Origin of the sequence: Aeromonas dhakensis (genome assembly GCF_000820305.1) — a bacterium.
Classification (GTDB): domain Bacteria; phylum Pseudomonadota; class Gammaproteobacteria; order Enterobacterales; family Aeromonadaceae; genus Aeromonas; species Aeromonas dhakensis.
In genome coordinates this window covers 66,666-89,882 of the sequence record NZ_CDBH01000060.1, presented here as the reverse complement: position 1 = coordinate 89,882, position 23,217 = coordinate 66,666, and the positions used below count along the sequence as shown (strand labels likewise).

The 23,217-nt window shown below is 63.1% G+C and carries 20 protein-coding genes; 11 read left to right on the top strand and 9 right to left on the bottom strand.

The window, feature by feature from the left end:
• Positions 1-68 precede the first annotated feature (68 nt).
• On the bottom strand, positions 69-2,174 hold the full coding sequence (locus BN1143_RS16165; RefSeq protein ID WP_042051386.1) for a methyl-accepting chemotaxis protein: 2,106 nt from the start codon (positions 2,172-2,174) through the stop codon (positions 69-71).
• A 140-nt stretch (positions 2,175-2,314) separates the two neighbouring features.
• Here BN1143_RS16165 and nadA point away from each other — a divergent pair, with 140 nt between their 5' ends.
• A complete protein-coding gene (gene nadA, locus BN1143_RS16160; protein WP_042051385.1) occupies positions 2,315-3,388 on the top strand; it encodes a quinolinate synthase NadA in 1,074 nt (357 codons plus the stop codon).
• A 70-nt stretch (positions 3,389-3,458) separates the two neighbouring features.
• Here nadA and BN1143_RS16155 read toward each other — a convergent pair whose 3' ends face one another.
• Both BN1143_RS16155 and gap read right to left on the bottom strand, forming a co-directional pair.
• Positions 3,459-4,325: a D-hexose-6-phosphate mutarotase gene (locus tag BN1143_RS16155; protein WP_042051384.1), complete on the bottom strand. Its 867-nt coding sequence runs from the start codon at positions 4,323-4,325 to the stop codon at positions 3,459-3,461.
• Positions 4,326-4,440: 115 nt separating this feature from the next.
• On the bottom strand, positions 4,441-5,436 hold the full coding sequence (gene gap, locus BN1143_RS16150; RefSeq protein WP_005304894.1) for a type I glyceraldehyde-3-phosphate dehydrogenase: 996 nt from the start codon (positions 5,434-5,436) through the stop codon (positions 4,441-4,443).
• 347 nt (positions 5,437-5,783) lie between these two features.
• On the opposite strand from gap, the gene malQ reads away from it, so the two are divergent.
• From malQ to msrB, 4 genes are all read left to right on the top strand, one after another.
• Positions 5,784-7,973, top strand: coding sequence for a 4-alpha-glucanotransferase (gene malQ / locus BN1143_RS16145; protein ID WP_042051383.1), 2,190 nt, complete (start codon positions 5,784-5,786; stop codon positions 7,971-7,973).
• Between the two features lie 82 nt (positions 7,974-8,055).
• Positions 8,056-10,233, top strand: coding sequence for a 1,4-alpha-glucan branching protein GlgB (glgB, locus tag BN1143_RS16140; RefSeq protein ID WP_042051382.1), 2,178 nt, complete (start codon positions 8,056-8,058; stop codon positions 10,231-10,233).
• Positions 10,233-12,374, top strand: coding sequence for a glycogen debranching protein GlgX (gene glgX, locus BN1143_RS16135; RefSeq protein WP_017780473.1), 2,142 nt, complete (start codon positions 10,233-10,235; stop codon positions 12,372-12,374). Before glgB ends, glgX begins: the two co-directional genes overlap by 1 nt.
• A 56-nt stretch (positions 12,375-12,430) precedes the next feature.
• Positions 12,431-12,823 (top strand): peptide-methionine (R)-S-oxide reductase MsrB, encoded by a 393-nt coding sequence (msrB, locus tag BN1143_RS16130; protein ID WP_017780474.1) that lies wholly within the window; start codon positions 12,431-12,433, stop codon positions 12,821-12,823.
• Between the two features lie 80 nt (positions 12,824-12,903).
• On the opposite strand, the gene chrA is transcribed toward msrB, so the two are convergent.
• From chrA to BN1143_RS16115, 3 genes are all read right to left on the bottom strand, one after another.
• Complete coding sequence (chrA, locus tag BN1143_RS16125) at positions 12,904-14,064, bottom strand: chromate efflux transporter (RefSeq protein WP_042051381.1); 1,161 nt, start codon at positions 14,062-14,064, stop codon at positions 12,904-12,906.
• 417 nt (positions 14,065-14,481) lie between these two features.
• A complete protein-coding gene (locus BN1143_RS16120) occupies positions 14,482-14,925 on the bottom strand; it encodes a nucleotide triphosphate diphosphatase NUDT15 (RefSeq protein WP_042051380.1) in 444 nt (147 codons plus the stop codon).
• A gap of 157 nt (positions 14,926-15,082) precedes the next feature.
• Positions 15,083-16,087, bottom strand: coding sequence for an NADP-dependent oxidoreductase (locus BN1143_RS16115; RefSeq protein WP_042051379.1), 1,005 nt, complete (start codon positions 16,085-16,087; stop codon positions 15,083-15,085).
• Positions 16,088-16,291: 204 nt separating this feature from the next.
• Here BN1143_RS16115 and BN1143_RS16110 point away from each other — a divergent pair, with 204 nt between their 5' ends.
• From BN1143_RS16110 to BN1143_RS16100, 3 genes are all read left to right on the top strand, one after another.
• Entirely contained in the window at positions 16,292-16,717 is a 426-nt protein-coding gene (locus BN1143_RS16110) for a MarR family winged helix-turn-helix transcriptional regulator (RefSeq protein WP_042051378.1), read from the top strand.
• Between the two features lie 32 nt (positions 16,718-16,749).
• Positions 16,750-16,977 carry a hypothetical protein gene (locus BN1143_RS16105; RefSeq protein ID WP_005304875.1) on the top strand — a complete coding sequence of 76 codons (228 nt, stop codon included), beginning with the start codon at positions 16,750-16,752 and terminating at the stop codon, positions 16,975-16,977.
• A gap of 145 nt (positions 16,978-17,122) precedes the next feature.
• Complete coding sequence (locus tag BN1143_RS16100; RefSeq protein ID WP_005304873.1) at positions 17,123-17,440, top strand: hypothetical protein; 318 nt, start codon at positions 17,123-17,125, stop codon at positions 17,438-17,440.
• Between the two features lie 92 nt (positions 17,441-17,532).
• Here the strand turns inward: BN1143_RS16100 and BN1143_RS16095 are convergent, their stop codons facing one another.
• Both BN1143_RS16095 and BN1143_RS16090 read right to left on the bottom strand, forming a co-directional pair.
• Positions 17,533-18,009 (bottom strand): Lrp/AsnC family transcriptional regulator, encoded by a 477-nt coding sequence (locus tag BN1143_RS16095; RefSeq protein ID WP_005304871.1) that lies wholly within the window; start codon positions 18,007-18,009, stop codon positions 17,533-17,535.
• Between the two features lie 307 nt (positions 18,010-18,316).
• Positions 18,317-18,940, bottom strand: a complete 624-nt coding sequence (locus tag BN1143_RS16090; RefSeq protein ID WP_019840775.1) for a helix-turn-helix transcriptional regulator — start codon at positions 18,938-18,940, stop codon at positions 18,317-18,319.
• A gap of 153 nt (positions 18,941-19,093) precedes the next feature.
• Between BN1143_RS16090 and BN1143_RS16085 the strand changes: the two genes are divergently transcribed.
• Both BN1143_RS16085 and BN1143_RS16080 read left to right on the top strand, forming a co-directional pair.
• Positions 19,094-20,335 (top strand): MFS transporter, encoded by a 1,242-nt coding sequence (locus tag BN1143_RS16085; protein WP_042051377.1) that lies wholly within the window; start codon positions 19,094-19,096, stop codon positions 20,333-20,335.
• A gap of 196 nt (positions 20,336-20,531) precedes the next feature.
• Positions 20,532-21,353, top strand: coding sequence for a Cof-type HAD-IIB family hydrolase (locus BN1143_RS16080; RefSeq protein ID WP_005304856.1), 822 nt, complete (start codon positions 20,532-20,534; stop codon positions 21,351-21,353).
• 59 nt (positions 21,354-21,412) lie between these two features.
• On the opposite strand, the gene BN1143_RS16075 is transcribed toward BN1143_RS16080, so the two are convergent.
• On the bottom strand, positions 21,413-21,976 hold the full coding sequence (locus tag BN1143_RS16075; RefSeq protein WP_042051376.1) for a DUF2799 domain-containing protein: 564 nt from the start codon (positions 21,974-21,976) through the stop codon (positions 21,413-21,415).
• Between the two features lie 209 nt (positions 21,977-22,185).
• On the opposite strand from BN1143_RS16075, the gene BN1143_RS16070 reads away from it, so the two are divergent.
• Positions 22,186-23,025: an isopenicillin N synthase family dioxygenase gene (locus tag BN1143_RS16070; RefSeq protein ID WP_010636209.1), complete on the top strand. Its 840-nt coding sequence runs from the start codon at positions 22,186-22,188 to the stop codon at positions 23,023-23,025.
• Positions 23,026-23,217 lie beyond the last annotated feature (192 nt).

The following is a 23,217-nucleotide window of genomic DNA, read 5'->3' as shown; positions in this document are numbered from 1 at the left end:
ATCCCAGTAACGACCACCAGATTGAAAAAGCCCGCAGCAATGCGGGCTTTTTTTATGGCTGTTCGGCGTCAGGTTCTCAGCCGCTCGAGCTGGTTGGCCAGCGCCGTCGCGGCCTGTTCCAGCTGCTCGCTCAGGCGGTGGCTGGCATTGGCCTCCTGCCCCAGGGTGGTAGCGGCATCGCCGATCCGCATCAGGTTCTGGTTGATGGTGTCGCTGACGGCGCTCTGCTGCTCGGCCGCCGTGGCCACCTGGCTGATGTGGTCGTGGATCTGCTGGATCTGGGTGACCACCTGGTTGAGGGCTTCAAACGCCTGCTCCGTCCCTTCTACCGTGCTGGCCGAACGGGCGATGCCGGTACTCATCAACTGCTGGCTGCTGCTGACTTCGGTCTGCAGGCTGCCGATGAGCTGACCTATCTCGTCGGTGGACTCCCGGGTCTTGTTGGCCAGGGCCCGTACTTCATCTGCCACCACGGCAAAACCGCGCCCCATGTCGCCGGCCCGCGCCGCCTCGATGGCCGCATTGAGCGCCAGCAGGTTGGTCTGTTCGGCGATGGCCCTGATCACGTCGAGAATGCGGCTGATATTGGCGCTGCGCTGGGCGACCTGGGCGACCGCCTTGTCGGCCTGATGCATGTCCTCGACCAGGGTGTGGATCTCGTTGCGGGCCCGGCTCAGGGTCTGCTGGGCCGTGCTTATGTGGTGGGTCGCCGTCTCAGACTCCTGAGCCGCCTGCTCCGCATAACCCGCCACGCTGACCGCCGTGGTGCTCATCTGATGCATGGCGCTGACCACGCTCTCCAGCTCCAGGCTCTGCTCATCCAGGCTGCTGCGCATGGTATCGGCCGTCTGCTTCATGCCACTGGCCTGCTGGTGCACCTGCTGGCCAATCTGCTTGCTGCCCTGTACCATGCCGCGCAGCTTGCCGAGGAAGGCGTTGAGGTGGCCACCCAGTTCGATCAGCTCCTGGTGGGTGTCTATCTTCATCTGCTGGGTCAGGTCTCCCTCGTGACTGGCGAGGTGAGACACATGGCGGCTGATGAGGGAGAGGGGAGCCGTGATGCTCTGGATGAACCAGATGAGCAACGCCAGCGCCAGCAGGGTGACGACGACGATGGCGATCAACTGCTGCTGCTGGGTGGCCTGCAGCAGGTCGCCCAGCTGGTTGCTGATGGTGTTGGCCTGGCTGAGGGCCAGCGCCTTGGGCACCTTGATCATCAGCCACCACTGGCTGTCGGCGGCATCGATCCTGACCGGTTGCTGCAGGATGAAGTCGCTCTCCGTGCTCTGTGCCTGGCCGGTAGGAGCCGTGAGGCCGGCTTCCGTCAACGGTCGTCCCAGCTTGTCGGCGTGGCGGTTGCTGCCGACGATGAGCCCCATCTTGCTGACCAGGGTGACCTCGGCCTGGTTGTCGTAAAGGCTCTTGCCGAGGCTCTCGGCCAGTTGCTGGAAGATGGGGAGGTTCATGTCGACGCCGGTGATGCCGACAAATTTGCCCGCCTTCAGGATGGGCACCGTCAGGCTGGTCATCAGCATCTGGTTGCCCGGGCTGATTTCGTAGAGATAGGGCTCCATCAGGCAGGGGCGCAGGGTGTCGCGGCCGCACAGGTACCACTCGCTGTTGCGAATGCCGAACTCGTTGACCGAGGTGTCGTATTTGGCGGCACTGCTGGCGGCATCCACCGGTTGCTGGCTGATCTGGCCCCCCTGATCCCGGGTAAAATAAATCTCCAGGCTGCCCTTGCTGGCGACGGAGTGGGAGGCGCCGGCCATCCAGCTGGCATCCTGACCGTCATACCCGTCGGGCTCAAACTGGGCGTAGATGGAGCTGATGCCGCCGGCCTGCTGCAGACGGCTGCGAAGCAGCATCTCGACCTGGGGACGGCTCAGCAGCCCGTCAGGCTGAGCCATGCTGCCCTCCAGTTGAGCTGCCATGCCCAGCGGCACCTGATAGGACTGTTGCAGCAGAGCGGCTATCTGCACCGCATAGCGCTCGGCTTGAAATTGCAGGGTACGGGATACCTCCTGCTCCAGCGCCTGGCGGGTCTGGCTCACTATGTCGTTGCGCAGGGAGTTCAGCGAGGAGGATTGCATCAGGGTCATGGCGAGGCCGCTGGCGATAAACAGACCCATGGTGAGCAGCAGCAGCTTGGTCTTGAGTGAACGTTGTTTCATCCGACTACTCCTTTGGCAAGAATGACAACGAATGACATGAGTATATTCGGACGCTTGCACGGCACCTGATTTGTTGATGGGTTTGTGCACGGCTTCTGGTTATAATTTTTGCCTTTCCAAGCGTTGATGGAACAGTCGCAATGAGCAATGCACTGAACAATGTCCCGCCGGCAGTCGAGATGGACTATCCGTTTCCGGCCAAGCCCCTTCCCCTGAGCGCCGAGCAGAAGACGACCCTGATCGCAGACATCAAGGCACTGCTCAAGGAGCGCAAGGCTGTGCTGGTCGCCCACTACTACACGGATCCCGAGATCCAGGCGCTGGCGGAGGAGACTGGCGGTTTCGTCGGTGACTCCCTCGAGATGGCCCGTTTTGGTCGCGATCATGAGGCGCAGACCCTGATCGTCGCCGGCGTGCGCTTCATGGGGGAGACCTCCAAGATCCTGAGCCCCCACAAGCGGGTGCTGATGCCGACCCTGGAGGCCGAGTGTTCCCTCGATCTGGGCTGCCCCATCGAGCAGTTCTCCGCCTTCTGTGACGCCCATCCCGATCACATCGTGGTGGTCTATGCCAACACTTCCGCGGCGGTCAAGGCGCGGGCGGACTGGGTGGTCACTTCCAGCATCGCGCTGGAGATCGTCGAGCACCTGGACAGCCAGGGTCACAAGATCATCTGGGGCCCTGACCGTCACCTGGGAGCCTATATCGAGAAGAAGACGGGGGCCGAGATGCTGCGCTGGCAGGGCCACTGCATCGTCCACGACGAATTCAAGGCCCGCGCCCTGCGCGAGCTGAAGGAGCAGAATCCGGATGCCGCCGTGCTGGTGCACCCGGAATCGCCCGCCTCGGTGATCGAACTGGCCGATGCGGTTGGATCCACCAGCCAGCTGATCAAGGCGGCCAGGGAGTTGCCCCAGCAGAAGCTCATCGTGGCGACCGATCGCGGCATCTTCTACAAGATGCAGCAGGCCTGCCCGGAGAAGGAGATGGTGGAAGCGCCGACCGGTGGCGATGGTGCCACCTGCCGCAGCTGTGCCCACTGCCCCTGGATGGCGATGAACGGTCTGGTGGCCATCAAGTCGGCCCTGACCGACGGCGCCGAGCGCCACGAGATCCATGTGGATGAGGCACTGCGGGTGAAGGCTCTGATCCCGCTCGACCGCATGCTTGACTTCGCCGCCGAGCTCAAGCTCAAGACCCAGGGCAATGCCTGACAGGGGTGGTGAAGAGATGCAAGGAGGGCTCCCGCGGGAGCCCTTTTTATTTATCTGAACCTCATCCGGCTCAGATAATCACGGTGGAGAAGCTGTGCTCCTCGTCGGGGGCGACGATCACGCCTGTCTCGCTGGCGATGGCCGCCTCGACGCACAGCATGGTGCGATAGCCGTCATCACTCATGTCGGCCATGGCACTCGCACCTCCCAGCCAGGGGGTCCAGACCACCACGCTGTCGTGGTTGCCGCTGACCACCCGGGTCTGACGCTCGCCATCCTGAATGCTGACCTGGGCATCTGGCTGCCAGTAGACCCGATCCAGCGGGCCGTTCAGGGTCAAAGCGCCCTGCTGCTGGCCATTCTGGCCGGTCAGCTTGTCGGCATAGGGCTCGCCAAGGCCGCTGACGCTCACTGCCTCCGGCGCGCTTATCTGCAGGTAGGTGTGCAGGGCACCGCCGTAGACGAGGGGCTCTTTACTTGTGTTGCGGGTAGTCAGTACCAGGGCCAGCTCCTTGCCCACCAGCACATCCAGCTCCAGCTCGAAGGCGTGAGGCCAGAGCTGACGAGTGGCCTCGTTGTCACGCAGAGACAGATGGACGAGCGTACCGTCGCCGTGATCGGAGACGCCGTCCAGCGTCCACAGGCTGGTGCGGGCAAAGCCGTGGGAGGGCTTGCCGCTGCCGACGCGGGCCGGCGCCGGGCCGAACCAGGGCCAGCAGAGAGGAATGCCGCCGCGAATGGGCTTGCTGCCATCCAGCACAGCCATGTCGCTGAGCCAGATGGAGGCGGGTTCATCATGGCGCTGATAGCTCAGTACGTGGGCGCCAAACAGGCTGATTTGTGCCCTGGCGTAGCCGTTGTCGATGGTCAGCAGCGGCTGGCCTGCCGGGTGGTGGCTGAGGGTACAGTGGGCAGTCAGAGTGCGTGTCGGTTGCATGAGGACTCCTGTGCTCGCGCACATTCAGAAGAGAAGGGTGGAATAATCCCGGTCCAGAATACAAAAAGGCGGCCCATGGCCGCCTTTTTCAAGCTACTTGATTGCTTATCCCAAATTACTTGGAGATGTGAGCGATCAGGTCCAGAACCTTGCTGGAGTAGCCCATTTCGTTGTCGTACCAGGATACAACTTTAACGAACTTGTCGGTCAGCTGGATACCAGCCTTGGCGTCGAACACGGAGGTCTGACGCTCGCCCAGGAAGTCGGTGGAAACCACTTCGTCTTCGGTGTAGCCCAGCACGCCCTTCATGGCGCCTTCGGAAGCAGCTTTCATCGCTTCGCAGATTTCTGCGTAGGTGGCAGCTTTCTTCAGGTTGACGGTCAGGTCAACTACGGATACGTCCGGAGTCGGAACACGGAAAGCCATACCGGTCAGCAGGCCTTTCAGTTCCGGGATAACCACGCCAACAGCCTTGGCAGCACCGGTAGAGGACGGGATGATGTTCTGAGCCGCGCCGCGGCCACCGCGCCAGTCTTTGGCAGACGGACCATCAACGGTCTTCTGGGTAGCAGTGGTAGCGTGAACGGTGGTCATCAGACCGGATTCGATACCGAAGGTGTCGTTCAGTACTTTGGCGATCGGAGCCAGGCAGTTGGTGGTGCAGGAAGCGTTGGAAACGATGTCCTGGCCAGCATAGGTAGCGTGGTTAACGCCCATTACGAACATCGGGGTAGCGTCTTTGGACGGACCGGTCAGTACAACTTTCTTGGCGCCGGCAGCGATGTGCTTGCGAGCGGTCTCGTCGGTCAGGAACAGACCGGTAGCTTCGGCAACAACGTCAACACCGATGGCATCCCATTTCAGGTTGGCCGGGTCACGTTCAGCGGTAACACGTACGGTTTTGCCGTTGACAACCAGGTTGCCGTCTTTGACTTCAACGGTGCCCTTGAAGCGGCCGTGAGTGGAGTCGTACTTCAGCATGTAAGCCATGTAGTCAACGTCGATCAGATCGTTGATACCAACAACTTCGATGTCGTTGCGCTCGCAAGCCAGACGGAAGACGAAGCGACCGATGCGGCCAAAACCGTTAATACCTACTTTGATAGTCATAATTGGTTACCTAACTGTTCAGTAGTCAAAGAAAATTCCGCTTGTAAATTTACTAGAACTCCCCCGCGAGTCAACCAACAATCTGTCTGAAATTGCGCTATATCATGAAAAACTGTGAAATTTATTTTCTGTTTATGTAACTGACTACCAGCTTTTGGCGAAATAACTATCGATGGGACCGGCGTGGCAGTTATCAACAATAGTGCCTACTCGGTCACACAACCAGCCAGACAGATGTGTAAAAATGTGCGCGGTTTAGCATGGCCCATAGAGCCACTGTTCAAGTACCACCCATAAAAATTAATCAAAATAGTATAGATAGAATCCACAGCGGGAATTCTCAAACTATGACCACCCTGATTGAACAGCTGGCTGCCGCTAAAGGTATCGCCAGCGAGTATGTTGATGCCTGGGGCCACCCGGCTCAGGTATCCGAAGAGAGCAAGGCCGCCATGCTGGGCGCCATGGGTTACCGCGTCGATGACGAGGCGGCCCTGACCGAGCAGCTTGAGCAGGAACACCGCCAGCACTGGCTGCGTGCGCTGGATCCCGTGATGGTGGTCCGCAGCGGCGAGCCCATTACCCTCGAAGTCCGTCTGCCCATCGAATTCGTCAACGACGCCCTCACCTGGCAGCTCAAGCTGGAGCAGGGCGGCCTGTTGTCCGGTCAGCTTACCCCCATCGACGGTGAGCTGGTCGGCGTGGCCGAATTCGAAGAGATGGAGTGCCAGGCCTATCGCGTGGCCCTGGATGTGCAGCCCGAGCTGGGTTATCACGATCTGCTCCTGCTGGAGGAGGGCAACGACGAGCCGCTCGCCAGCATGCGCCTCATCGTCGCGCCCATGGCATGCTACAAGCAGCCTCCCATCGCCAATGGCCGCAAGGTGTGGGGCCCGAGCGTGCAGCTCTACTGCCTGCGCAGCCGCCACAACTGGGGCATCGGCGATTTCAGCGATCTGGGTCAGCTGGTCGAGAAGATGGCCGCCTGGGGCGCCCACTTCGTCGGCCTCAACCCGATCCATGCCCTCTATCCGGCCAACCCGGAGAGCGCCAGCCCTTACAGCCCCTCGTCCCGACGCTGGCTCAACGTGGCCTACATCGATGTGGAGGCCGTGCCCGAATTCCAAGGGAACGCAGGTCTCAAGGCGGAAGTGGCAAGCCCCGCCTTCCAGCAGCATCTGAGCGAGCTGCGTGCCAAGGGCAACGTGGATTACACCGGCGTCATCGAGACCAAACTCGGCATGCTGCGCCAGGTGTTCGATCAGGCCAGCTTGAGTGCCGAGCGTCAGGCCGCCTTCGATACATTCGTTGCCGCCGGCGGCGACAGCCTGCAACAACAGGCCGCCTTCGATGCCCTGCAAGCCCACTTCTATGCCAAGGGCGAGAATGCCTGGGGCTGGCCGGTGTGGCCGGAGCCGTTTCGCGACTATCACAATCCTGAAGTGGCGGCCTGGATGGCCGAGCACAGTCAGGATGTGAATTTCTACCTCTATCTGCAGTTCCTGGCCGACGAGCAGCTGGCCCGGGCCGACGCCCGTGCCAAGGCGGCGGGCATGGTGATGGGGATCTACCGCGATCTGGCGGTGGGCGTCTCCGAAGGTTCCACCGAGATCTGGGCCAACCGGGATCTCTACTGCCCGAAAGCCTCGGTCGGTGCGCCGCCCGATATCCTGGGCCCGCTCGGTCAGAACTGGGGTCTGCCCCCCATGAACCCGAACCAGCTGTTCGAGGCGGCCTACCAGCCCATGGTGGATCTGTTCCGTGCCAACATGCGCTCCTGCGGCGCGCTGCGTATCGACCACGTGATGGCCTTGTTGCGCCTGTGGTGGGTGCCGCCCGGAGAGTCGGCCGCCAAAGGCGCCTACATCTACTATCCGGTCAACGATCTGCTTGGCATCCTGGCCCTCGAGTCCCACCGCAATCAGTGTCTGCTGATCGGCGAGGATCTCGGTACCGTGCCGGAGGGGATCGACGTGACCCTGAAGGAGAACGGCGTCCACTCCTACAAGGTGTTCTTCTTTGAGCGCTCCAAGGACGATGGTGGCTTCATCTCCCCGGCGCACTATGCCGAGCAGGCGATGTCGGCGCTGACCACCCACGACATGCCGACCCTCAAGGGCTTCTGGCATTGTGACGATCTGGCGCTGGGGCGCGAGCTGGGCTTGTATCCAGATGAAGACGTACTCAAGACCCTGTATGCTGATCGCCACCAGGCCAAGCAGCGCATTCTCGACAGCCTGCACGGCCACGGGGTGATCTCCGGCAACATCAGCCACGACGTGAACTGGGTTGGCATGAACACCGAGCTCAACCACGGTCTGCAACTGCACATGTCTCGCGGCAGCTGCGCCCTGTTCAGCACCCAGCTGGAGGATTGGCTGGAGATGGACAAGCCGGTCAACGTGCCTGGCACCAGTTACGAGTACCCGAACTGGCGCCGCAAGCTCTCCACCGATCTGGAGGATATTTTTGCCAATGAGGCGCTCAAGGCGCTGGCAGGCAAGATGAGCCAGGCCCGTGACGAGGCCAGTCGTTGAGCCACTGCCGACAAAACGTGACTCACTTACATCCGCTTCGGCCCAGGCCGGAGCGGATGCTCAGCTATGAAAGGAAATCTCGATGCTCGTTGAACGTTTGGTTGCAGCCCGCTGTTCCGATCCCTTCTCCCACTTAGGCCTGCAGGCCAATCCGGATGGGCCCGGCCTCAAGCTGACCGTCTGGTTACCCGATGCCCAGGCCGTAAGGGTCAGGGATCTCAAGTCGGGCAAGATTGTTGCCACCCTGGCGCCCACCGATGATTCGGGCCTCTTTGAAACTGTTTTCACCCGCCGTAAAAATCCCTTCCCCTACCAGTTGCTTGCCGACTACCCAGATACCACCGTCGAGGTCATCGATCCTTATCAGTTCCAGGATGCGGGCTGGGCCGGGTTGGCGGAGCTCACCTACCAGCCGGAAAACCTCTACCACACGCTCGGTGCCCAGCTGCGCACCGTGGAGCATCTGGACCAGCGAGTGGAAGGGGTGCGCTTTGCGGTCTATGCGCCGAGCGCCACCGCGGTGAGCCTGATCGGCGATTTCAACTTCTGGGATGGCCGTCGTCACCCGATGCAGCGCAGCCAGTGCGGTCACTGGGTGCTGTTCGTGCCGGGCCTCAAGGCGGGGGATCGCTACAAGTTCGAACTGAAAGACCCCATGGGCAACCGGCTGCCGCACAAGAGCGACCCGGTGGGTTTCTACTGCGAGCAGTACCCCTCGTTCGCCTCCGTGGTCTATGACCACTACCAGTACCAGTGGCAGGATGCCGCCTGGCGCGAGAGCCAGCTGAACGACAAGCGGGAGCAGCCGCTCTCCATCTACGAGCTGCACGTCGGCTCCTGGAAGCGCCACCCCAACGGTGACAGCCTGAGCTGGCGCGAGCTGGCGGTGGAGCTGGTCGATTACGTCAAAGAGATGGAATACACCCACATCGAGCTGCTGCCGGTCTCCGAGCATCCGTTCAGCGGCTCCTGGGGCTACCAGCCGGTGGGCATGTTCTCTCCCACCAGCCGCTACGGCACGGCTGATGATTTCAAATACTTCGTGGATCAGTGCCACCAGGCCGGGATCGGCGTGATTCTGGATTGGGTGCCCGCCCACTTCCCGTCCGATGCCCACGGGCTGGCCCGCTTCGACGGCACTCCGCTCTACGAGTACGAGGATCCGCGCCGTGGCTGGCACCCAGACTGGAACTCCTACATCTATGACTTCGGTCGCAACACGGTGCGCCAGTTCCTGGTGGCCAGCGCCCTGTTCTGGCTCGACAAGTTCCATGTTGACGGCCTGCGGGTGGATGCGGTGGCCTCCATGCTCTATCTGGACTATTCCCGCAACGAGGGGGAGTGGGTACCCAACGTCGATGGCGGCAACCACAACTACGAGGCGATCAGCCTGCTCAAGTGGACCAACGAGGAGGTGTACGGCAAGTACCCCCACGCCATGACCATCGCCGAGGAGTCCACCGCTTTTGCCGGGGTCTCCCGTCCCACCTTCCTGGGCGGTCTGGGTTTTGGCTTCAAGTGGAATATGGGCTGGATGCACGATACCCTCACCTACATGCAGAAGGAGCCCATTCACCGTCGCTACCATCACAACGACATGACCTTCTCCATGGTGTACCACTATGACGAGAACTTCATTCTGTCGCTCTCCCACGACGAGGTGGTGCACGGCAAGCACTCCATGCTCTACAAGATGCCGGGGGACGAGTGGCAGCAGGCGGCCAACCTGCGCGCCTACATGGGCTTCATGTATGCTCATCCCGGCAAGAAGCTCAACTTCATGGGCACCGAGATCGCCCAGAGCAACGAGTGGAATCACGATGCCCAGCTGCCCTGGCACCTGCTGCAGTATCCCAAGCATGGCGGCCAGCAGCGGCTGATCCACGACCTCAACCACCTCTACCGTCATGAAGCTGCCTTGTATCAGGCGGACTATGAGCAGAACGGCTTCCGCTGGCTGGATCACAACGACGCCGACAACAGCATCTTCGCCTGGTTGCGGGCCGACAAGCAGGGAGCCAACCCGCTGGTGGTGGCCTGCAACTTCACCCCGGTGCCGCGTATCGGTTATCGTCTCGGGGTGCCTGCGGCCGGTCACTACCGGGTGGTGCTCAACACCGACAGCGAGCATTACTGGGGCAGCAACTATGATGTGGGTCTGGTCTTTGTCGCCGAGCCGACCCCCTGGCAGGGGATGGCGCACAGCATAGTGCTGGACTTGCCGCCGCTCGCAACCTTGTTCATCAAACAGGAGCCTTGATGTTTGCAATGGAAAAGGGGCAGGACTACCCGCTGGGAGTGCTGCTCGACAAGACGGGTTGTCACTTCTGCGTCTGGGCGCCGCAATCGGACAAGGTGGAGCTCTGCCTGTTCGACGAGCAGGAGCGGGAGCTGGCTCGTCTCGAGCTGCCCGGCCGGCGCGGCCAGTACCGCTTCGGCTATGTGCGCGGGGTTAGGGCCGGCCAGCGTTACGGCTACCGGGTGCACGGCATCTCCCAGGAGGGGATGCTGTTCGACCCGGACAAGCTGCTGATCGACCCCTATGCCAAGGCACTCAGCCGCCCCACCTATTGGGACGATGCCCTCTATCAGGGGGACAGCGCGGCCATGGTGGCCAAATCGGTGGTGGTGGATGATGCCTTCGACTGGCAGGGGGTGGGCAAGCCCGCCATCGAGCCAGCCCGCACCGTCATCTACGAGGCCCACGTCAAGGGCCTCACCCGCCAGCATCAGGGGGTGCCGAGCGAGCTGCGCGGCACCTATCTGGGGATCTGCCACCCGCTCATCATCGAACATCTCAAGTCCCTCGGCGTTAGCGCGGTGCAGCTGATGCCGGTGGCGGCCTTCATGTCCGAGCCCAGGCTCGAGCAGCTGGGGCTCACCAACTACTGGGGTTACAACCCCATCGCCTTCTTCGCCCCCGAGCCGCGCTATGCGGCGCAGGAGGCGGTGACCGAGTTCAAGACCATGGTGCGCGAGCTGCACAGAGCCGGGCTCGAGGTGATCCTGGACGTGGTCTACAACCACACCGCGGAGGCGGGCTTCGACGGTCCAGTGCTCTCCTTCAAGGGCTTTGACAACGCCGGTTACTACGCCTTCGAGGCGGGGGCCCACGGCCCCGATTACACTCGCCACGCCAACGTCACCGGTTGCGGCAACAGCGTCAATCTGGATCACCCCAACAGCCTGCGGCTGGTGCTCGATGCCCTGCGCTACTGGGTCACCGAGATGCAGGTGGACGGCTTTCGCTTCGATCTGGCGGTTACCCTGGCGCGGGAGGCGGGGGAGTTTGACCCCATGGGGGCCTTCTTCAAGGCCATGATGGCGGATCCCGTGCTGGCGCGAGTCAAGCTCATCGCCGAACCCTGGGATATCGGCCCCTTCGGTTATCGCCTCGGCCAGTTTCCGAGCCAGTGGCTGGAGATCAACGACCGCTACCGCGACACGGTTCGCGCCTTCTGGCGCGGCGATGCGGGCAAGATGGGGGACTTTGCCACCCGGCTGGTGGGGTCACGGGATCTGTTCCCGAAGAACTGGCGCTCCCCCCATACCAGCGTCAACTACCTCTGCTATCACGACGGCTTCACCCTGGAGGATCTGGTCTCCTACAACCAGCGCCACAACCAGGCCAACGGCGAGGACAACCGGGACGGCCACGGCAACAACCTCTCCTGCAACCACGGCGTCGAGGGGCCGACGCTCGACCCCAGGGTGAACAACCTGCGCCAGCAGCAGAAGCGTAATCTGATCGCCACCCTGCTGCTGTCACAAGGGACACCGCACTTCCTCGCCGGCGACGAGATGGGCCGCAGCCAGCTCGGCAACAACAACGCCTACTGCCAGGACAACCAGATCAGCTGGGTCAACTGGCAGTGGCGACCGGAGGACGAGCGGCTGCTCGCCTTCACCCAGCAGATGATGGCGCTGCGGGCGGAGTCCACCGTCTTCTCCAACCTGCAGCTGAGCGACGACAGCTGGAATGGCGCCCCCAGCAGCTGCCACCAGGTCAACTGGTATCACCCGGATGGCCATCAGCTCACCGATCAGGACTGGCACGCCCCCATGGGGCAGGCTTTTGCCATGGATATAGGGATGATTGGTTGCGGCGGGGAGCGCTGGTTCGTGCTGTTCAACGCCAGCGACTACGACATCCAGTTCCGCCTGCCGCCGCCGGGGGATGGCATGGAGTGGATCCAGACCATTGACACCGCCACCAATGACGGCTTGCCGTTCCTGCCCGACGACATCAAGCGGCAGGTGGCGGTGGGCCGGGCCCACTCCCTCAAGCTGCTGGAGCGGGTAGCCCTGAGTGCGGTGGCGCTGGCGGAGGAAGAGGCGCTGGCCACTGCGGATGTTGCCGCCGTGTTGCCAACGGGATCACAGTTCCCGCTGGCGGGGTAGAGTGCGGCGCCCTGACTGGGTATGCTGGGCACCGTTATTCACGGCAAGGAGTCAGTATGAGCGGCAACACCCCCAACCCCGAGCAGTGGCGCAAGCAGTTGAGCGCCGAGCAGTATCACGTCTGCTGGGAGAAGGGCACGGAGCGTCCCTACAGCGGCGCCCTGCTCCACAACCGCAAGAGCGGCGACTACCTGTGCGTCTGCTGCAAGCAGGTGCTGTTTCACTCGGATGCCAAGTTTGATTCGGGCTGCGGCTGGCCCTCGTTCGATCGGGCCATCGACGGGACCGTGACCTACACAGAGGACAACAGCCACGGCATGAAACGGGTGGAGATCACCTGCAGCCAGTGCGGCTCCCACCTCGGTCACGTCTTCCCGGACGGGCCGACCGAGACCGGCCAGCGCTACTGCGTCAACAGCCTGAGCCTGGATTTCGATCCCGAGCCCTGAGCCTGGCGATAGACATGCATGCAAAAACGGCCCCCTGCCTTGGCAGGGGGCCGTTTCTTTGTGGTCGCCGCCAGGGTCGCTCAGGCCAGCAGCAGGGTGGCGCCCATCAACAGGGTCGCCAGCGCCAGAATGGGCAGCCTGAGTGCCCGCAGCAGGTAGAAGCCGACGGCGGCCAGCGCCAGATCGGTGGGGGCCAGCACGGCGCTCTGCCAGACCGGCTGATAGAGTGCCGCCAGCAGCAGACCCACCACGGCGGCGTTGATGCCGGCTACGGCGCCGGCGAGGCGAGGGTGGGCCAGCCAGCTCTGCCAGCAGGGGCCCATGGCCCACAGCAGCAGAAAACCGGGCAGAAACAGCGCCAGGGTCGCCAGCAGAGCGCCGCCCAACGGGGTGGCCGGCAGCAACTGGGCGCCGAGATAGGTCGCCAGGGTGAACATGGGACCGGGCACCAGCTGGGCCAGGCTGTAGCCGGTCAGGAGCTGCTGCTGGCTGAGGCTGTGCCCCGCGCTCTCCGCCAGCAGGGGCAGCACCACGTGGCCGCCGCCAAACACCAGGCTGCCGGCCCGGTAGAAGTCGGCGACCAGCTGGCCGACGGAGCCCCCCAGCAGCGGCAGGCCGACAAACAGCAGGGCGAACAGCAGCAGGGTGGGCCAGTGGGGTCGGCTCACAGCGCCGGCAGACGACAAGGGAGTGCCGCTTTGGTCTGCCTGGCGGGCACAGAGCAGGGCGGCGCCCGCCAGCATGACGAGCTGGGTGAGCAGGCCGGGTTGCCACCAGAGGGCAGCCGCAGTGGCGACCATGATCCCCTGATTGCGCGTTGTCTTGCAGAACTGGCGGCTCATGGTGAGCACCGCATCGGCCACCACCACCAGCGCCAGCAGCTTGAGGCCGTGCAGGGCGGCATCGAGCCAGACGTTGTTGCCGAGCTGGCCGAGACCAATGGCGGCGGCCAGCAACAACAGGAAGGAGGGGAGGGTGAAGCCGGCGAAGGCAGCCAGCGCTCCGCCAAGCCCGGCCCGCTGGCGACCGATGGCAAAGCCGAGCTGGCTGGAGGCGGGGCCCGGCAGCAGCTGGCAGAGGGCCAGCAACTGGGCGAATTCGGCCTGGGTCAGCCAGCCCCGCCGCTCGACAAAGGTGCGCTGGAAGTAGCCGATATGGGCGGCCGGCCCGCCAAAACTGACACAGCCCAACCACAGAAATTGCATGAATACCTGTCCCACCTCGTCGCTCTCCTCGCGCATTTCATCAGACGGTGGAGATGATATGACAGGGCGATGACTTTTTTATGACAAATCAGGGGGCTGCTGGTAGGTAGCCGCGCCTTGCAGCCAGCAGGCGATGGCTTATGAGGCCGGCTGGCTCGAGGTCGGCAGGTAGCAACGATTCGCCAGCCAGCAGACGATGGCTTATGGGGCCGGCTGGCTCGAGGTCGGCAGGTGGTAACGATTCGCCAGCCAGCAGGCGATGGTTTATGGGGCCGGCTGGCTCGAGGTTGGCAGGTAGCAACGATTCGCCAGCCAGCAGACGATGGCTTATGGGGCCGGCTGGCTCGGGGTCGGCAGGTAGCAACGGCCAGCAAGCCAGCAGGCGATAGCTTATGGGGCCGGCTAGCTCGAGGTTGGCAGGTAGCAACGATTCGCCAACCAGCAGGCGATGGTTTATGGGGCCGGCTGGCTCGAGGTCGGCAGGTAGCAACGATTTGCCAGCCAGCAGGCGATGGACTGGCGGCTGGCATCGAAGTGAGGCTCTGGCAGATTGCGTGGGTCGCACCAGACCCAGCCTTCGCACTTCTCCGGCTCCAGCAGCTGGGGCTCTCCCTCTACCTCGGCCAGCAGGGTGACCGAGACATAGTGCAGGCCGCTCTCGCGCCAGGTCTCCAGGTTGTTGGTGACGGCGATGACGCTGGGGTTGCTGATCCGAAAACCCGTCTCCTCGGCCACTTCCCGGATCGCTGCCGATTCGAACGTCTCTCCCAGCTCCAGATGGCCGCCGGCAATGGACCAGTAGGGGGCGTGGCTCCCCTTGCGCTTGCCAAGCAGCACCTGGCCCTGGCGGTTGGTCAGTATCACGCCGACACCGACGCGGGGATAGGGAGTTGACATAAGAAGGGCTCCTTGCAGGGATGACGCGGGACAAGCAGGGAACCCATGAGCGGCTCCTTGCACAAACGGCGAATTGCACCATAAAAAACGGGCCCACCTTAGGTCGGATGGGCCCGTCATGCAAGCAGTCTGCGGCGTCAGGCGCCAGAGCTGCGGATCACCCCAGCTTGACCAGCATCTTGCCGGTGTTGCGCCCTTCGAACAGCCCGATGAAGGCCTGCGGCATGCTGGCGAGCCCCTGATAGACAGTCTCTTCGGCCTGCAGGGTGCCGGCGTCGAAGGCCGGGGTCACCTCGGCCAGAAACTCGCCGTAGTGCTGCCAGTGATCGAACACGATCAGCCCCTGCATGGTGAGGCGCTTGCGGATCACCTGGGAGAGGTTGCGCGGCCCGCTCGCCTCGCTCTGGCCGTTGTACTGCTCGATGAGCCCGCACATCACGATGCGGCCGTGCACCACCATGTGATTGAAGGCGGCGTCCAGCATGGCACCCCCCACGTTCTCGAAGTAGACATGGATCCCGTCCGGCGCCAGCCGGGCCAGCTCGGCATCGAGATCCGGGGTCTCACGGTAGTTGATCACCTCGTCGGCCCCCAGGCTCTTGAGGTAGGCCACCTTGTCGGCAGATCCGGTGGAGCCGATGACGCGGGCCCCCGCCCGTTTGGCAAGCTGCACCACCATGGAGCCGACGGCGCCGGAGGCGGCCGACACCAGCACGGTTTCACCGGCCTGCAGTTTGGCGATGCGGTTGAGCCCGGTCCAGGCGGTCATGCCCGGCATGCCGAGGGCGCCGAGAAAGCGCTGGGGCGGCAGGCGGGTGTCGGGCAGTCTGGTCAGCTGAGCGCCGTTGGCGACGAAGCGATCGCGCCAGCCCAGCATACTGCTCACCCGGTCGCCCACCGCGAAATCCGGGTGACGCGAGGCTTCCACCACGCCGATGGCGCCGCCATCGAGGGGGCCATTGAGGGGGAAGGGGGGCACATAGCTCTTGGCCTCGCTCATGCGACCACGCATGTAGGGATCCACCGACAGCCACTGGTTGGCGACCTGTACCTCGCCCTCCTGCAAGGGGGGCAGCGGCACCTCGACCAGGGAGAAATCGGCGGCGGCGGGCAGGCCGACCGGGCGGCGCAGCAGTTGGATTTGATGGCTGGTGGCATTCATGGCGGTTCTCCCGTTGGATCTGGTGCAAGCCTCGCCGGAGACGGGCCGGGCCCTGTGTGTCGGCGGCGCTGGATGATTTTGTTTGCGTGCAAACTAAAATCAGGTTAATCCTGAAACGGAGGGCTGACAACTGTTTTGTGTGCAAATTATTCAGCCCCTCATGCTCCTGGGGTATACTGGCCCCAGTCGTCAGCGAGGTGCCCCATGAGTGAATTGAAAAAGCAGGTCTGTTTTGCCCTCTACAGCGCCTCCAATGCCGTGATGCGGGCCTACCGACCGCTGCTGGACAAGCTGGATCTCACCTACACCCAGTATCTGGTGATGCTGTCGCTGTGGGCGCGGGACGAGGTCAGCCTCAAGGAGATAGGCCAGGAGACCGGGCTGGATGCGGGGACCCTGACCCCCATCGTCAAGCGGCTGGAGAGCAAGGGCTGGCTGACCCGCACCGTCTCCCGCGAGGATGAGCGGCAAAAATGCATTCGTCTGACCGAGGCGGGCCGCCAGTTGCAGCAGGAGGTGCAGGGCTGCTGTCTGGCGGACAACTTGCGCAATCAGGTGGATCTGGCCGATGCTGAACTGGCCCAGCTCAAGCAGCTCTGCGATCGCATCTCGGCCCAGCTGGGGCGTTGAGTTCGACCGACCATCCGTCTGAGGAGCCCTCCATGAGAATCTTGTTGCCCCTGTTTGCCCTGCTGCTGGGTGCCTGCAGCACCAGTTCCCACTCCCCGTCGATGGCCATCGACGATGCCGATGCCTGGCAGGCGATCTGCAAGGATGGCACCCGGGTGCGGGCCGTGGTGGAGGAGGGGATCTGTGCGGATCATCGCGGTGTTGCCATGTGGACGAATAAGCCAAGGGCCGCACGGATGGCAGAGGAAGCCGCCAAATAGTGTGATCCAGACGCCATAAAATGACACGACCGGCCGACTGGCCGGTTTTTTTCGCGATCCCGTCGGCACTTTGCCACCTTGTTCATGGTGCGCTCAGTTTTCTCTTCCCATACTGGCCCTACAGTTCCAAAAGAGGAGAGACGAGATGCAATCATCGTTGGTTGGGCTCTCCATTCTGTGGGGGCTGGCCAGTTTTGGTGTTCAGGGGGATTTCATCGAGAGCCGTGATTCCGTTGCGCCATCCTGGCAAGCCGAGTCCAGAGTGGAGATGGAAGGTTATCTGATCGAGTCGCTGGGGGAGGATCGCTGGCTGTTCGACAACGGCAGCGAGAGTCTGCTGGTCTCCCTGCCCCAGGGGCAGTGGGTGCCGACCGGCGAGCGGCTGCGGGTCAGCGGTGAGCCGCAGCAGGAGCAGGCCGGCTGGCTCCTGCAGGTGCAGGACGTGAGCCAGGTGGCGGTCTGAGTACCAGCCTGCTCCAGCAGTTTGAACATGTAAAAAGAGGAGACCCTTGGGCCTCCTCTTTTTGATCTCGCGCTGATCTGGGCGGCCGACGCTCAACCCAGGTGGTTGAGCGGCAGCGCCGTCTTGTGCTTGATCCGGCGCAGCACGAAGCTGGATCGCACCCCGGTCACCCCCGGGATGTGGGTCAGCTTGTCCAGCAGGAAGTGCTGATAGTGCTCCATGTCCCGCACCACCACCTTGAGCTGGTAGTCGGCGTCGTTGCCGGTGATGAGGTCGCACTCCAGCACCTCCGGCAGTTCGCTGATGGCCCGATCGAAATTCTCGAACCGCTCCGGGGTATGCCGGTCCATGGAGATATGAATGTAGGCGGTGAGGGTCAGCCCCAGCTGGCGAGCGTTGAGCAGGGTGACGTGGGTGTCGATGAGACCGGCATCTTCCAGCGCCTTGACCCGGCGGGAGCAGGGGGAGGGGGAGAGCCCGACCAGCTCGGCCAGCTCCAGGTTGCTGATGCGGCCATTCTCCTGCATCAACTCCAGAATATGCCTGTCAATGCGATCAAGTTTCAGCATTCTCCGTTCCTCGTTGCAATTACTAATTCACTTTTCCTAGATTAAGGGTGAACTATTGCAAAAACAACTGAAAATACATGCTACTTCGCAACCACTCACCGTGCCGGCAGGGGTACCATGGTTACATCTTCCGGTGGCAAGACAGAAACCCAACCCGGTCTCTGTGGTGAAGGACCTTACCGGGTCAAGAGCCCCATCAGCCGTCTCACCTTATCGGGCAACGACGGGCTGGAACGAGAGCATCCCCTCCCCGAAGGCAACAAAGCAGGCATCCCGGCGCCTGCTTTGTTGTTTTTGTGCGCGGCGTTCAGCCCTGCTGCGGCTTGATGCGATAGAGGCAGCGGTGATCCCCCTCCAGCAGATACTGTTCCCGCTCCACCTCGGCCGGCGCCAGTAACCGGCGAAACAGCGCCAGCTCGCTGCGACAAAAGCCCCGGCAGGCGCTCGCCGCCGCGCAGATGGGGCAGTGACTCTCCCACAGCAGCCAGCTGCCATCCTCCTCCTGACGCAAGTCAGCCATATAGCCTTCCCGGCAGCGCAGCTCCTTGAGCCTGGCCAGCCGGTCGGCCAGCGCCGGCTGGTTCAGCTCGGCCTGATAGCGGGCCAGCTGCTGCTGTTCCCGCTGGTCGATCAGCCGCTCCATGCCCACCGCGCCAAACAGCTGCTGGATGTTGTCGATAAGCTGCAGGGTCAGCTCGCTGTGGCTGTCGGGGAAGCGCTGCCAGGCCTGCTCGGTGAGGTGCCACAGCCGCACCGGTCGACCGCGCCCGCGGGCCTCGTCGTTGAAACTCACCCAGCCGTCGGCCTCCATCGTCATCAGGTGCTGGCGGGCGCCCATGGAGGTCATCTGCAGCTGCTCTCCAAGCTCGGCGGCACTCTGGGGGCCTTTGGTCTTCAACAGGTGCAGTATCTTGTCGGTGCTGGCATTCATGGGGCGGCTCTCGTGATCGGCTGGCACGCCAGAGGGGTGGCGCTCAGGTACCCATTATGGGGAGAGGGATTTCTTTAATCAACAATTCGCTTTACTTAATCCCGTTCACTGGCCAACATAAATAAACCAATAACTTTATTTAATGAGGCGAAGATGGAGAGGAGCAAGGGACAGGCCAGCTTGTGGGTATTGGTGATGACGGTGACGCTGGCGGTGGCGGGCTTCAGCCTGCCATCCCCGGTGCTGGCGCCGCTGTTGCTGGATCCGGCCCAGGGCATGTTGACGCCTGAAGCGTCGGACTGGAGCCGCAAGGTGTGGCTGGGGGTCATCATGGGGCTCTATCCGTTGTTCCAGCTGGTGGGTTCCCCCTGGCTGGGCCGTCTCTCCGATCGCCATGGCCGCAAGCCGGTGCTGACCCTCTGTCTGGTGGGGGTGCTGGTGGGCTATGCCCTGATGGCGCTGGGGATCGCCTGGCGTTCCTTGCCACTGCTGTTGCTGAGCCGGGTGGTGGAGGGCTTCTTCAACGGCGACATCGCCATCGTGCAGGCCATGGCGGCCGACATGAGCACCGCCAAGACCAAGGCACGCAGCTTCGCCTGGATCAACATCGGCATGAACCTGGGCTGGGTGGTGGGCCCCATGATCGGCGGTTATGCCGCCGTGGTGTCCGGCGATTACAGCCTGGCGGCCTGGCTGGCGGTGGCCATGACCCTGGTCAACCTGCTGCTGGTGCTCTGGCTGCTGCCCAATCGGCCGGCAGCGGCCCGCAGTGAGCAGCCGGCACCGGCCCTCTCTTCCCGTCAACTGTTGCTGCAGCCGGTGCTGCTGCCCTACTTCGTGCTGACCCTGCTCAGCTACGGGGCGGTGCAGCTCTATTTCACCTACTTCAACGTCTGGCTGGTGGAGCGGCTGGCCTGGGATCCGGTGCAGCTGGCGCAGGCCGCCGTGCTGGTGAGCGTGCCCATGATCGCGGGATCCTGGCTGGGCTCCCGTCTGGCTCGTCATTGGCGCGGCAGCTCCCTCGGGATCGTCGGTCATCTGGTGATGGCGGCTGGCATGTTGCTCTTCATCCTGCCCAGCCACTGGTGGGGGCTGGCGCTCACCTTTATCCCGGTCGGCATCGGCATGAGCCTGGGGGAGCTGGCCACTTCGGTGGCCGTCTCCAACCGCAGCCACGCCGAGCAACAGGGGCAGGCGATGGGGCTCTATCGCGGACTGGCGGTGGGCAGCGAGATCCTGGCGGTGGCGGTCGGCAGTCTGGTGCTGCTGGCGGGCACCGAGTGGCCCTTCTATCTGGCGGCGCTGTGTGGTCTGCTCTGCGCAGCCGGCTTCTATGGCCTGCGCCGGGCGGCGGATCGGCGGCAGCGGTTCGACGCCCAGGTGGAAGCCGGCTGACGGGATCACAGAACGAGACGGAGGGGGCTGCCGGCGCTTGCATCGTGGCGCCGACTCTGGGACGGTATGGCTCTTTGCTTCGCTTGCCCGATCGCCTGGTGCTCCCCGTTATGCTCCGCCTTGGGCGGTGGTATTAATCGTTATTTGAACGCGGGTTGGTATAGCGTCGCATTCGTTTCGACATTTTGGAGGTGATATGAGTCGTTTTCAGGCCATTGCACTGGATATGGATGGCACTCTGCTGACCCGGGATCACAAGATCTCGTCCGCCACCCGGGCCGCACTGGCCCAGGCCCGCGCCCACGGCATCAAGGTGCTGCTGGTGACCGGGCGCCACTTCATGACAGCCCGCCCCTTCCATCACGAGCTGGCCCTCGACACCCCCATCATCTGCAGCAACGGCGCCTACCTCTATGATCCGGTGCAGGAGAGGATCCTGAGCGGGGATCCGCTGGCGGTGTCCCCCCTCGGCCGGCTGCTGGCCGAGGTGCAGGCGCACCAGATGGGGGCCCTGTTCCACCTGGACGAGGGGATCGGCTACCTCGGCTGCGAGGAGCATGTGACCCGGATGCGCCACTGGTCGGCGGCCCAACCGGATCATCTCAAGATCTCCCTGCTGCCGGCGGAGGATCTGGCGAGCTGGCTCAGCCGGCCGGTCTGGAAGCTGGAGCTGTTCAACCAGGATCCCGCCCTGCTCCATCACTTCATGGCAGAGGTGGTCGCGCAGCTGCCCTTCACCTGCGACTGGGCGGCGCCCTATGCGGTGGAGCTGGTGCAGCCCGGCTGCAGCAAGGGCAACCGGCTGGCCCAGTGGGCCGCGAGTGAAGGGATCGCGATGGAGAACGTGGTGGCGTTTGGCGACAACAACAACGACATCAGCATGTTCGAACAGGTGGGGCTGGCGGTGGCCATGGGCAATGCGGCGTCACAGATCCAGGCGCTGGCGGATCGGGTGACCGCCGATCACAACGAGGACGGCATCGCGCTGGCGCTGCAGCGCTGGGTTCTGCCCGCCTGAGGGGCAGAAACAGAGAGGGACAGAAACAGAAAGGGGCCCTGTCGGCCCCTTTTGGTTTGTCAGTTCCCGAAGGTGAACTGGATCACCCGATCCGGGAAGCGGATCCGGTTGTAGTCGCGGCGCAGCCCCTCGTAGTGCCGGATGGCGCGCTCGCGCTGGGCGCGGTAGTAGTCGCGCTGCTTGCTGTCGTTCTCGTTGCGGATCTGGCGCTCCAGCGTCTCGATGTCGCGCTCGGTCCGCTCCATCTCGCTCTTGAGATCGCTCAGCTGCTTCTCCACCAGGTACTCCTTGCGGCCGCGATCGTACTGGGTCAGGAAGCTGGCATCGTTGGGGCAGACCCCCAGGTACTCGGCGCCGGACTTGCCCTTGCTGTAGGCGAGCTCGGGAATGCAGTAGAGCTCCAGCCCCTTGGCATAGCCCCGTTTCCACTCCGCCTCGTCCACCTTGAGGCCGTATTCGCCGCAGGTCGAGACGTAGTCGCGGGTGGCGACCCGGGTCTTGCCCTGCTCGCCATCCTGATAACCCAGGTTGTACCAGCTCATGGTGCGGCACTCTTCTTTCGACAGCGAGCTGCAACCGGCGAGCAGGAAGGGCAGGGTCAGCAACAGGATCTTGGGGGACATGGACGACGGGCTCCGAGAGAGATGATGGGGGGCATTCTAGAGAGGATGCCGGGGCAGGACAAGGGTTGAAAAGCGGCGCCGGCCGACACCGTTTTTTGAGCGGTTTATCACTATTTGCGCAGGCTGGCGACGTGGCGGCCCGCGCCCTTTCCTTGTCGCCGGTCACGGGGTAAACTGCGCCATCTTTTAACTGGCACGTAACAAAAACAATGAAAGTCCTGACCGTCGATTACCGCTCGCCCGATGCGGCACAGCGCTTCACCGAATCCCTGCGGACCACCGGTTTCGGGGTGCTGACCAATCACCCCATCCCGAAAGAGCTGGTGCAGTCCATCTATGACAACTGGTATCGCTTCTTCATGAGCGAGCAGAAGCAGGATTTCCTGTTCAATCGCGAGACTCAGGACGGTTACTTCCCGCCGTCGGTGTCCGAAGTGGCCAAGGGCCACAGCCAGAAGGACATCAAGGAGTACTTCCACATCTACCCCTGGGGCCAGATGCCTGCCGAGCTGAAAGAGCAGGCGATGGAGTACTACCGCCTCGCCAACGACCTGGCGGCCGAGCTGCTGGGCTGGGTCGAGCAGTACACCCCGAGCGACATCGCCGCCCACTACAGCTGCCCGCTCTCCTCCATGATTGAAGAGAGCCAGAAGACCCTGCTGCGGGTGCTGCACTACCCGCCGTTCGACGGCACCGAAGAGCCGGGCGCCATCCGCGCCGCCGCCCACGAAGACATCAACCTGCTGACCATATTGCCCGCCGCCAACGAACCTGGCCTGCAGGTGAAGGGGTCCGACGGCGAGTGGATGGACGTGCCGTGCGATTTCGGCACTCTCATCATCAACATCGGCGACATGCTGCAGGAGGCCTCCCGCGGCTACTACCCCTCCACCACCCACCGCGTCATCAACCCGACCGGCGGCAGCGCCGCCAAGTCCCGCATCTCCCTGCCGCTGTTCCTCCATCCGCGGCCGGACGTGGTGCTCTCCGAGCGTCATACCGCCCACAGCTACCTGATGGAACGGCTGCGGGAGCTGGGGGTGATCTAGTCCCCGAACCGGGCTCACCACAGTGCCAAACCGGAGCAAAATTGCTCCGGTTTTTATTTGTTGGCAGGATTGCGCGTAAAATAGAATTTAATTGGGTAATGATGCCAATAACTCGCGTTTTATCCAGATAAGCGGCGTTGTGATTGCGCAGCCCCCCCCGTACTCTGAGCGTCATTTTGGGCCCCTTGTGGC